Annotated in this window: 11 protein-coding genes; 5 read left to right on the top strand and 6 right to left on the bottom strand. The window is 73.0% G+C overall.

All coding sequences use genetic code 11. The features are described from left to right. Positions 1–35: 35 nt before the first annotated feature. The 5 genes from ACTWLT_RS30780 to ACTWLT_RS30800 all read right to left on the bottom strand — a co-directional run bounded on the left by ACTWLT_RS30780 (position 36) and on the right by ACTWLT_RS30800 (position 4,058). Positions 36–830, bottom strand: a complete 795-nt coding sequence (locus ACTWLT_RS30780; RefSeq protein ID WP_445321370.1) for an ABC transporter ATP-binding protein — start codon at positions 828–830, stop codon at positions 36–38. 4 nt (positions 831–834) lie between these two features. Then, a complete protein-coding gene (locus tag ACTWLT_RS30785) occupies positions 835–1,836 on the bottom strand; it encodes an ABC transporter substrate-binding protein (RefSeq protein ID WP_445321371.1) in 1,002 nt (333 codons plus the stop codon). Between the two features lie 23 nt (positions 1,837–1,859). Continuing rightward, positions 1,860–2,816, bottom strand: coding sequence for an ABC transporter permease (locus ACTWLT_RS30790; protein ID WP_445321372.1), 957 nt, complete (start codon positions 2,814–2,816; stop codon positions 1,860–1,862). Between the two features lie 188 nt (positions 2,817–3,004). Beyond that, on the bottom strand, positions 3,005–3,721 hold the full coding sequence (locus ACTWLT_RS30795) for a cupin domain-containing protein (protein ID WP_445321373.1): 717 nt from the start codon (positions 3,719–3,721) through the stop codon (positions 3,005–3,007). Beyond that, entirely contained in the window at positions 3,714–4,058 is a 345-nt protein-coding gene (locus ACTWLT_RS30800; protein ID WP_252415463.1) for a cupin domain-containing protein, read from the bottom strand. Before ACTWLT_RS30800 ends, ACTWLT_RS30795 begins: the two co-directional genes overlap by 8 nt. Positions 4,059–4,151: 93 nt before the next feature. Between ACTWLT_RS30800 and ACTWLT_RS30805 the strand changes: the two genes are divergently transcribed. The 3 genes from ACTWLT_RS30805 to ACTWLT_RS30815 all read left to right on the top strand — a co-directional run bounded on the left by ACTWLT_RS30805 (position 4,152) and on the right by ACTWLT_RS30815 (position 6,791). Continuing rightward, positions 4,152–5,225 (top strand): LacI family DNA-binding transcriptional regulator, encoded by a 1,074-nt coding sequence (locus tag ACTWLT_RS30805; protein WP_445321374.1) that lies wholly within the window; start codon positions 4,152–4,154, stop codon positions 5,223–5,225. Further along, positions 5,222–6,241, top strand: coding sequence for a phosphotransferase family protein (locus tag ACTWLT_RS30810; RefSeq protein ID WP_445321375.1), 1,020 nt, complete (start codon positions 5,222–5,224; stop codon positions 6,239–6,241). The genes ACTWLT_RS30805 and ACTWLT_RS30810 overlap by 4 nt, the downstream gene beginning before the upstream one ends. Positions 6,242–6,305: 64 nt before the next feature. After that, positions 6,306–6,791 (top strand): GNAT family N-acetyltransferase, encoded by a 486-nt coding sequence (locus ACTWLT_RS30815; RefSeq protein WP_445321376.1) that lies wholly within the window; start codon positions 6,306–6,308, stop codon positions 6,789–6,791. A gap of 120 nt (positions 6,792–6,911) precedes the next feature. Here ACTWLT_RS30815 and ACTWLT_RS30820 read toward each other — a convergent pair whose 3' ends face one another. Beyond that, positions 6,912–8,201 carry an MFS transporter gene (locus ACTWLT_RS30820; RefSeq protein ID WP_445321377.1) on the bottom strand — a complete coding sequence of 430 codons (1,290 nt, stop codon included), beginning with the start codon at positions 8,199–8,201 and terminating at the stop codon, positions 6,912–6,914. Positions 8,202–8,326: 125 nt separating this feature from the next. On the opposite strand from ACTWLT_RS30820, the gene ACTWLT_RS30825 reads away from it, so the two are divergent. Next, on the top strand, positions 8,327–9,532 hold the full coding sequence (locus tag ACTWLT_RS30825; protein WP_445321378.1) for an NAD(P)/FAD-dependent oxidoreductase: 1,206 nt from the start codon (positions 8,327–8,329) through the stop codon (positions 9,530–9,532). Next, positions 9,529–10,449, top strand: coding sequence for an RNA polymerase sigma-70 factor (locus ACTWLT_RS30830; protein WP_445321379.1), 921 nt, complete (start codon positions 9,529–9,531; stop codon positions 10,447–10,449). Before ACTWLT_RS30825 ends, ACTWLT_RS30830 begins: the two co-directional genes overlap by 4 nt. Positions 10,450–10,575: the final 126 nt, after the last annotated feature.

Genomic DNA, 10,575 nt, shown 5'->3' on the forward strand with positions numbered 1-10,575 from the left:
TGTTCCTTCCGTCGTGCTGGTCGTGCTGATCACGCTCAGTGGTTGGCGGCCGCGCTGCCGAGCAACCCGCGCAGGTCGGTGGCGAGCCGGTCGAAGCGGGAATCCGACATCACCTGCGCGTAGTCGCGGTGCGCCGGCAGCTCGACCGGGAAGGTCCGGATGATCCGGCCGGGCCGGGCGCTCATCACCACGACCCGGGTGCCGAGGAAGACCGCCTCGGCGATGGAGTGGGTGACCAGCACGACCGTGGTGCCGGTCTCCCGCCAGATCCGGTGCAGTTCGGCGTTCATCTGCTCCCGGGTCAACGCGTCCAGTGCGCCGAACGGCTCGTCCATGAGCAGCACCGGCGGGGAGTGCAGCAGTGCCCGGCAGAGCGCCACCCGCTGCTGCATACCGCCGGACAGCTCGTGCGGCAGCGCCTTCTCGAAGCCGGTCAGGCCGGTCATCTCGATCAGCTCGTCCGCCCGGCGGGCCGCCTGCGCCCGGTCCATGCCGCGCATCTCGGCCTGGAGCAGGATGTTGGCCCGGGCGCCGCGCCACTCCAGCAGCGCGGCCTTCTGGAAGACGAAGCCGATCTCCTTCTGCGGGCCTTTCACCGGGCGGTCCAGCAGTGACACCTCGCCGCTGGTCGGCCGGACCAGCCCGGCGACGATCTTCAGCAGCGTGGACTTGCCGCAGCCGGACGGACCGACGATGGTGACGAACTCCCCCGGCTCGATGTCCAGGGACACGTCGTCCAGGGCGGTGGTCTGCGACCGCCGGGAGCTGAACCGGACGGTCAACCCGGACATCCCGATGGCGGTGCCGGCCCGTGCCGGCGCGGCGGTCATCGGGTCACCCCTGGGCCGCGTAGGAGGCGTCCCAGTACGCGTTGGGCGCGCCCGGGTCCTTCAGCTCCGCGTAGCGGGACATCAGGTCGATGGTCTCGGTCCACTGGGCCTCGGTGTTCACCCCGGGCGGGCCTTCGGCACCGATCAGCGGCAGGACCAGGGTGAGTTGCTTGGTGAGCACCTCGGCCGGGGGCTCGTTCTCGGCCAGCGCGCTCATCGCGCTCACCGCGCCGGCCGGGTCGCGAGCGGCGTCGGCCCAGGACTTCTGGGTGGCCCGGACGAACTTGCGGGCCAGCTCCGGGTCCTTCTCCAGGGTCTGGGTGTTGGCGATCAGGCCGGTGCCGAGCAGGTTCATCCCGTAGTCGGCGAAGAGCAGCACGTCGACCTTCTTGCTGGTCCGGTTCTCGATGGTGGGCGCCTGGTCGTGGAAGAAGCCCATGATGGCGTCGACCTTGCCCTCGGCCAGCGCGGCGATCTTGCCGGCGGCGTCCACGTTGACGACCTTGACGTCGCTCTGCTTGACGCCGTTCTTCTCCAGCCAGGCGGGGAAGGTCGCGTAGAGGGCGTCGCCGGGGGTGCCGCCGACGGTCTTGCCCTTGAGGTCCGCCGGGGTCTTGATGTTCTCCTCGGTGAAGAACTCCACCGAGGACGGGCCCTTCTCCAGGTAGGCGCCGAGGCTGCGGACCGGCATGCCGGTGGCCACCGACTTGAGCAGCACCGGGCTGTCGGCCCAGCCGAAGTCGGTCTGCTTCTGGGCGACCTGCTTGATGGTGTTGCCCGAGCCGTTGCCGGGCAGGATCTTCAGGTCGATGCCCTCGGCGGTGTAGTAGCCCTTCTGCAGCCCGTAGTAGAACGGGGCGTGCTCGCCGTAGGGCACCCAGTTGAGCGTGAGGGTGACCTCCTTGTTGCCGCCGGCGCCGGTGTCGGAGGAGTCGTCGCCGCCGCAGCCGGTGGCGGCGAGGAGCAGGGCGACGGTGGCCAGGATGGTGGTGGCGGTGCGTTTCATCGGTGCCTCCGTGATGGGGTCGGTCAGGAGGTGGTGAGTGGTACGCCGGCCCGACGGCTGGCGTGCCAGGGAATGAGCAGTGCCTCGGCGATCTCGACCAGGACGAACAGGACGATGCCGATGCCGGACATCAGGATCAGGTCGGCGAAGAGGAGCGCGGAGTCCAGGTTGCCGTTGGCCAGCAACAGGACGTAGCCGAGCCCTTCGCTGGCGCCGACGAACTCGCCGACCACGGCGCCGACCACCGCGAGGGTGACCGCCACCTTGAGGCCGGCCATCAGGTGTGGCAGCGCGTTCGGGAATCGGATCTTGCGGAAGGTGCGCCACGGCCCGGCGCCCATCGTGGCGGCGAGGTCGAGCAGCTCCGGGTCGGTGGAGCGCAGCCCGGCCACGCCGGAGATGACCACCGGGAAGAACGCGATGAGCACGGCCAGGATGATCTTCGGGGTGAAACCGAGACCGAACCAGACCACCAGCAGCGGCGCGATGGCGATCTTCGGGATGACCTGTGCGAACAGGACGATCGGGTAGAGCGCCTTGTCCAGGGTGCGCGAGTAGGCGATGGCCACCGCTGCCGCCAGCCCCAGCGCGGCGGCCAGCACGAAGCCGACCACCGTCTCGTAGAGCGTGACCAGCGTGTGCCGGGCCAGCTCGGACCACTGGTCGGTCATCGTGGTCCAGACCTGGACGGGCGTGGGCACCAGGTAGTTGGGCACGTACTCCTGGGCGGCGACGAACCACCAGGCGGCGAAGAACGCCGCCAGCACCAGCGCCGGCCGCCACAGTGAGTCGGCGAGGCCCAGGGCCCGCCGGCCGAGCGTCGGTCGTGGCGGGCGACCACCCACGCCGGGTGGCGGACCGGCCACGGTGGACGGCCCGGGTCCGCCGGTCGACGAACTGCCAGCCGGTACGGCGGATTCACCCGCCGCCGTCGCGGCGGCGGCCTTGCGGCCCGCCGTGTCCAGAGCGTTCTCGGTCACGCGGAACCTCCTCGGGACCCGGCACGACACCCGCGGACCGGGCCGGTCGGCGTATCAGGCAAACGCTTTCCTGGAGCGTAGGCGGCACCCCGACGCCAGGCAAGGCCTTTCCTCGATCTGTTCCGGCGCCGCCCACGATGGTGGTCCCGAGATCGAGCGCCGACAGTCCGATGTGGGCGACGGTGGCATCAGACGGCCGCCGGATAGGTGTCGAGCAGGCCGCACATGCCCAGGCGGCCGTGCTCGACCGGCTCGTCCACCGCGTACACCGCCGCCTCGCCCAGGTGCCCGGCATCGCCTCGGCCGAGGGCGTCGAGCTGCTCGCCCGTGTCGGCGGCGGCCCGGCCCGCGCCCGCCGCCCAGCGCTCCCGCCAACGCGCCAGCAGTGGCTGGCGCAGTGCCACCGCGGCGGAGTGGAACGCGGCCAGCGCCGTGGGCCCTCCGGCCCGCAACGCCTCGAAGCCGGTCACCGCCAGGTCCCGCCGCCGGTACGCGGCGGTCACGTCGGCGCCCGGCGCTCCCCCGCCGGGCAGCGCCGCGGCGGCGGCGTACGCGGCCGGGTCGGCCAGCACCTCGGGCGGAAACGTGAGCACGGCGTCGCCGGCCTCGGGCAGCCCGCTGTTCTGCATCAGCACCACAATGGTCAGCCCGCCGCCGTTGACCAGCCGGTGCACGGTGCCCGGCTCGAACCAGACCACCGCGCCCGGCCGCAGCGGGGTCTCCCGGTAGCCGGCGGCGGTGAGGGTCTGCACGGCGCCCTCGCCGCCGGTCACCACGTACCCCTCGGTGCAGCACAGGTGCACGTGCGGGGTGCCGCCGACCACGCCGTCGGGTGCCACGGTGTCGTAGACGCGCAGCCGGGACACCCCGATCCCGCCGGGCAGCGGGGCCGACCGGTCAGGCATCGAAGTACTCGTCGGTGTCGTCCGCCGCCGGCAGCGACACCAGCAGCACCGTGAGGTCGCCGATGGCCCGGTGCCGGCAACCCGGCTTGATCAGGAATGCGGACATCGGTCGGGCCGGGTGGCGGACCCCGTCCAGCTCGACCTCGCCCTCACCGGCCAGCACGATGTAGTACTCGGTGGCGATCCGGTGATGGTGCGTGACCGCGTCCTGCACCTGGAGGAGGTGCACGCTGGCCTGGCCGTCGCTCTCGGCGATGAAGCCCCGGCGGGTGGTGCCGCAGGAGCATCGCCTGGTGGGAAGGTCGTCGAGTTGGAGCACCGCGAAGCGATCGGACACGGCCGGGCCTCCCTGCGGGAAAGGGCTTTCTCTGCGGTACCGTGACGCTAGCCGGCACGACGAAACGCCGTCAACAGATCGAGGGGGCGGGCCATGGCGACCCTGTCCGACGTGGCCCGGCGGGCGGGCGTCTCGCCCGCGACCGCCTCCCGCGTGATCAACGGCAGCAGCAAGCCGGTCACCGACGAGCTGCGCGAGCGGGTGCTCGCCGCCGTCGCCGAGTTGCAGTACGTGCCGAACGCCCACGCCCAACTGCTGGCCCGCTCGCACCGCAGCGCGGTCGGCGTGATCGTGCACGACGTCTCCGACCCGTACTTCGCCGAGATCACGCGAGGGTTGCAGCGGGTCGCCACCGACCAGGGCCGGCTGCTGATGATCTGCAACAGCTACCGGGACCCGGACCGCGAGTTGGAGTACGTGGAGCTGCTGCGGGGCCACCAGGTGGCCGCGCTGATCCTGGCCGGCTCGGGCTACCACGACGCGGCGTTCACCCGGCAGCTCAACGAGAAGCTCGCCGCGTACGAGGCGACCGGTGGGCGGGTCGTGGTGATCGGCCGCCACGAGCACTCCGGCGACGCGGTGATGCCCGACAACCGGGCCGGCGGCTACCTCGCCGGGCGGGAGCTGGGCGAGCTGGGGCACCGGGCCATCGGCGTGGTGGCCGGCCCGCGCATCCTCACCACCACCACCGACCGGCTGGCCGGGCTCCGGCAGGCCCTCACCGAGCAGGGCCTCGACCTGCCCGAACAGCGGATCCGGTACGCCGAGTTCGACCGCGACGGCGGCGCCGAGGCCACCGCCCGGCTGCTGGACGCCGACCCCGAGCTGACCGCGATCGTGGCGCTCAACGACTCGATGGCCATCGGCGCGCTCGCCACCCTGCGGGCCCGTTCGCTGCCCGTGCCGCAGCGGATCTCGGTGGTCGGCTTCGACGACATGCCGATCGCCCGGGACGTGACCCCGGCGTTGACCACGGTGCGCCTGCCGCTGGTCGACATGGGAGTCCGTGCGATGTCCCTGGTGCTCGGCGCCGGGGCGCCGGCGCCCCGGGTCGAGGTGCTCCCCGCCGAGCTGGTCCGCCGGGACACCGCCGGCCCCGCCCCACACCCGCAGCGGGACACGGCAGGCGCGGCGCCACGGTCGCGGCGAGGTGACGCCGCGCCGTGACCGTGGTCAGCCCCACCCAGCGTCCCCTCACGACGGACGACGTGGCCCACCTGGTCCGCGCGTCGTTCGGGCCGCAGGCACTGGTCCGGGACTGCGGCCCGCTCACCGGCGGCGGGTACGCCACGGTCTGGTGGGTGCTGCTGGACGACGACCGCCGGGTGGTGGTGAAGCTCGCCCCGCCGTCCGGGACGCGGTTGCTGCGGTACGAACGCGGCCTGTGCGCGGCCGAGGCGCGGTACTTCCGGCTGGTCGCCGAGCGGGCGCCGCAGGTGCCCGTTCCCCCGGTGCTGCACCACGGCACCGATCCCGCGTACGGCGAGTGGCTGGTCACCGGGATGCTGCCCGGCCGGTCGCTGCGCGAGCTGGCCGAGGCCGGCGCGTCGGTCGACGACGGTCCGGCGCGGTACGACCTCGGGGCGGCTCTCGCCGCGCTGCACCGGATCACCGGCGACCGGTTCGGTTACGACGGCGACCGGGCCGGCGGGTCGACCTGGCGGGGGGCGTTCACCGCGATGCTCGACGCGCTGCTCGACGATGCCACCGACTGGGCCGTCCGGCTGCCGGTCGCCCCGGACCGGTTGCGCGCCCTGGTCGGGCGGCACGCCGGCGTGCTGGACGAGGTACGCCGGCCGGCCCTGCTGCACTTCGACTGCTGGGACGGCAACGTGTTGACCGCACCCGACCCGGACGGCCTGCCGCGGCTCAGCGGACTGGTGGACGGCGAACGGTTCCTGCACGGCGATCCGCTGCTGGACCTGGTCTCGCCGCTGCTGTACCGGCGGATCGAGGACGACCCGGAGCATCCGCTGCTGCGCGGCTACCGCGCCGCCGCCGCCGAGCCACTGGTGCTGGACGCCTCGGCGCGCCGCCGGCTGGGCCTCTACCGGCTGCACCTGTACCTGCTGATGACGGTGGAGATGCCCAGCCGCGGGATGACCGTTGACAGCCACCCGCATCGGCACGACCGGCTCGCGGCGCTGCTGGCCGCGGAGATCGCGGCGCTCGATGCGGACTGAACGCCGCGCCGGGTCGGGCAGAAACCCTGTTGTCGGCCCACGTCACCGCCCGTAACCTGCCCCGGTGCAGATTCGGACGTTCGTCGACCAGGACTGGTCGCAGGTGTGGCCGATCATCGAGGAGGTGATCCGGGCACAGGAGACGTTTCCCTACGACCCCGCGATGACCGCCGAGCAGTCGTACGGCATGTGGGCGGAGGCGGCGCCGGGGCGGACCGTCGTCGCGGTGGACGGCGAGCGGGTGCTCGGCACCGCGAAGATGGGCACCAACCGTCCGGGGCCGGGCGCGCACGTGTCCACGGCGAGCTTCATGGTCGCCGCGGACGCCCGGGGCCGCGGCGTGGGCACCGCGCTGTGCCGCGACGCGCTGGCCTGGGCGCGCCAACAGGGGTACGCCGGCATGCAGTTTAACGCCGTGGTGGAGTGCAACCGGTCGGCTGTGGAGCTGTACCGCCGGGAGGGCTTCGAGGTGGTCGGCACGGTGCCGGGCGCGTTCCGCCATCCCACCCTCGGCCGGGTCGGCCTGCACGTCATGTACCAGGAATTCTGACCCGGCTGACCCGCCCGCCCGGGGGCCGTGGTGGCACTGAGCGCCTCTGGAGCTGATGTCGTGAACGATTCAGGCACGAGGGCTCAGCCGATTCGTTTACGACATCAGCTCCAAAGCGTCTCAACCACTGACGGTGCCGCCGACCGGGGCCGATTGAAGTCCCGGCGGCCCGAGGGCCGGCTCCGCACCGGCTCGGCGGATCGGGGTGAACAGCCCGCCGACCGCGACCAGCAGACACCCGGCCCCCGCCACGACGGTGACCGCCGCGACGCCGTACCGAGCGGCGGCCCAGGTCAGCAGCACTGCGCCGGCCGGCCCGAGGGCGTAGTGGGTGCTCCAGAACGCCGAGGTGACCCGGCCGAGCAGATGGTCGGGCGTGATCTCCTGGCGCAGCGACATCGAGCAGATGCCGCCCACGCTCAGGCAGCACAGGTACACCGCGGTCAGCGCGGTGACCGCCGGCACGGTCGTCGCGAGGCCGACGCCCGCCACGGCCAGACCGCAGACCGCGTGTGCGCCGATCCACGTGACGCCGAAACCGCGCCGACGGCGCAGGGGGGCCACCAGCAGTGCCCCGGCGACCGTGCCGACCGCCGCCAGGCCCAGCACCGTACCGACGGTGCCCTCGGACCCACCGAGGTCGTGCGTGACGTGGTAGATCAGCACGTCCGTGAAGCCGTAGGTCAGGAAGATGAAGACCGACAGCAGGACGGTCAGCGCGCGGAGCACGGGCTGGCGCCACAGGAACCGCGCCCCGGCCAGGAACTCGGCCAGCGGCCGCTGCCGGGCCACCGGGGCGGCGTCGTCGGCCCGGACGGGTCGCAGTCGGATCAGCCGCAGGCCGGCCGCGGACAGCGCGAAGCTCGCCGCGTTGACGGCGATCGCCGTCGCCGGGCCGAACCGGGCCGACACCACGCCGGCGAGCAGCGGCCCGACCACGGCCGCCGCCGCGAAGGTCGCCTGCAACCGGCCGTTGGCCTCGGTGATCCGGTCCCGGTCGACCAGGTTGCGAACGGCGGTCACCGCGGCGACCTGGAACACCATTCCCGCCGCCTCGCAGATCGGCAGGACGACGAAGAGCAACCAGACCTGCGGGCCGGCCAGCCAGGCCAGCGGCACGAGGCCGTAGAGGACCAACCGGGCCAGATCCGCCACGATCATCAGGGTGCGCCGGTCGTACCGGTCGACCAGCACCCCGCCGAAGATCCCGGCGGCGACGGACGCGGCACCCGCCACGGCGGTGAGCAGGCCCATCTGGGCCACCGACCCGGTCGCCTGGAGCACCAGCAGCGGCACGGCCAGGTAGGCGAACGAGTCGCCCGCGGCGGAGAGCGACTGCGCGACCCAGTAGGTGCCGAAGGTGCGATCCCGCCACAGCGGTGGCCGGACGTCGCCGACAGGTCGGCTCATGGTGCCGAGGGTAGTGGGCCGACCCGCTCCGTGTCGGCTGTGCCGGGCGTCACACCGACCCCGTGTCACGGACGGCGAGGGCCCGCGCATCTCGTGGTCGTCCACCCACACGGAGAGGCACCACGATGAGCACAGCACACCCACCCGGCACCGCCACCACGCACCGCGTCCTGGTTCTGGGCGCCGGCTACGCGGGCATGGCCGCGGCCATCCAGCTCGCGGCGCGTACCAGGCGACGCGGGGACGTCCGGGTGACGGTGGTGAACGCGCAGGAGCGGTTCACCGAGCGGCTGCGGCTGCACATGACGGCGACCGGGCAGCGGCTCGCCGAGATGGACATCCCGGCGGTCCTGGCGGACACCGGAGCCTCGTTCGTCCGAGGCTGGGTCACGGCGGTGGACGCGCAGGCGGGGACCGTCCGGATCGACGACAGCCGGACGCTGCACTACGACACGCTGGTGTACGGGTTGGGCAGCGTGGCCGACACGTCGCTGGTGCCCGGCGTCGACGACCACGCGTACACGCTGGACAGCGCCCAGGACGCGGCGGTGCTGGCCGACCGGCTGGCGCGGCTCGCCGACGGCACGGTGGTGGTCGTCGGCAGTGGGCTGACCGGTGTCGAGTCGGCCGCGGAGATCGCCGAGCGGTACCCGCACCTGACCGTCGTCCTGGCCGGCCGGGAGGAGCCGGGCGCCACCATGAACCCCAGGGCTCGGGCGTATCTGCGGGCCGCACTCGATCGACTCGGTGTCCAGGTGCGCGGCGGGACGGTGGTGACCAAGGTGCTGCCCGACTCGGTCGAGCTGGCGGGCGGGGCGACGGTCGCGGCCGACGTCGTCCTGTGGACGGGTGGTACGCGGGTCTCACCGCTGGCGGCCGCCGCGGGCCTGACCGTCGACCAACGCGGTCGTGTCGTCACCGACGCCACCCTGCGATCGGTGTCGCACCCCGACGTGTACGCGATCGGCGACGCGGCGGCGATCCGCCAGGCCTACGGCGTCCTGCACGGCACCTGCCAGAGCGGCATGCCGACCGGGGTGCACGCGGCGGTGTCGATCGTCCGCTCCCTGCACGGCAGGGAGCCCAGGGCGTTCCGCTTCGGCTACTACCACACGCCGGTGAGCCTGGGTCGCAACGATGCGGTCGTGCAGTTCACCCACCCCGACGACAGCCCGCGCCGAGTGTGTCTGACCGGCCGCGCGGCGGTCTGGTACAAGGAGACGGTGAGCGCGTCTCCCTGGCCGACCTACCGCCGCATGCGGACGATGCCCGCCTCCGGCGCGTTCTGGCCGCACGGTGGCCGCTTCACCCGGCTCCGCGACGCGCGGTGACCGGCCCGCGGTCGGACGCCGACCAGGACGTCTTCCAGCGCCACCGCAACCTGCTGTTCTCGGTAGCCTACCGCATCCTCGGCTCGGCGGCCGACGCGGAGGACGCCGTCCAGGACGCGTGGATCAGGTGGTCCGGGGCCGACCGCTCCCAGGTGGCCGACCCCAGGGCCTACCTGGCGCGCATCGTGGCGAATCTCGCGCTACAGCGTCTGCGCTCCAGCCAGCACCAACGCGAGACCTATGTGGGGCCGTGGCTTCCCGAGCCGGTCCTGACCGACGGCGACACCGCGGACGCCGTCACCGACGCCGAGTCGGTGTCGATGGCGATGCTGGTGGTGTTGGAGACGCTCAGCCCGCTCGAGCGCGCGGTGTTCGTCCTGAGGGAGGTCTTCGGCTTCAGCCATGCCGAGATCGCGGCGGCGGTGGAACGCTCCGAGGCCGCCGTGCGCCAGGCCGCGCACCGTGCTCGGGAGCACGTGCGCGCCCGGCGGCCACGCTTCCCGGCCGACCGGTCGCAGCAGCGCGGCGTCACCGAACGGTTCCTCGCCGCCGCGACCGGCGGTGACATCAACGCCCTGATGGAGTTGCTGTCCCCCGACGTCACGTTGTGGACCGACGGCGGCGGCAAGGTCCGCCAGGCCCTGCGTCCCGTCGTGGGCGCGGAGACCGTCGCCGCCTGGTTCGCGGCGATCGGCACCGTCACCTACCAGGGCGTCCCGCCCGGCGACATGCGTGCCGGCCTCGTCGAGATCAACGGTGGGCCGGGCCTGGTGTTCAGCGGCGCGGGCCGCGTGATCGCCACCGTCACCTTCGACATCGACGCCGGCGGCCGCATCACCACGATCCGCAACGTCGCCAACCCGGACAAGCTCCGCGCCGTCGCCGACGGCACCACTCTCCACCTCGCAACGAGCTGAGCCGGCCGCGGGGAGGAATCCCGCGGCCGGCTCCGGTGTGAACGGTCAGCGCTGGCGCAGCGGCGCGAGCGCGGTGCTCCAGGCGACGACCTGGTCGAGGGTCGCGCCGAGCGCGTCCCGCTGGTG

The organism is Micromonospora yongxingensis (assembly GCF_052601155.1).

What these genes read in the sequence shown, in the direction of transcription:
- ACTWLT_RS30795 (WP_445321373.1), bottom strand. Translation starts at nt 3,721, where the DNA reads ATGCCTGACCGGTCGGCCCCGCTGCCCGGCGGGATCGGGGTGTCCCGG.
- ACTWLT_RS30820 (WP_445321377.1), bottom strand. Translation starts at nt 8,201, where the DNA reads ATGAGCCGACCTGTCGGCGACGTCCGGCCACCGCTGTGGCGGGATCGC.
- ACTWLT_RS30785 (WP_445321371.1), bottom strand. Translation starts at nt 1,836, where the DNA reads ATGAAACGCACCGCCACCACCATCCTGGCCACCGTCGCCCTGCTCCTC.
- ACTWLT_RS30825 (WP_445321378.1), top strand. Translation starts at nt 8,327, where the DNA reads ATGAGCACAGCACACCCACCCGGCACCGCCACCACGCACCGCGTCCTG.
- ACTWLT_RS30780 (WP_445321370.1), bottom strand. Translation starts at nt 830, where the DNA reads ATGACCGCCGCGCCGGCACGGGCCGGCACCGCCATCGGGATGTCCGGG.
- ACTWLT_RS30805 (WP_445321374.1), top strand. Translation starts at nt 4,152, where the DNA reads ATGGCGACCCTGTCCGACGTGGCCCGGCGGGCGGGCGTCTCGCCCGCG.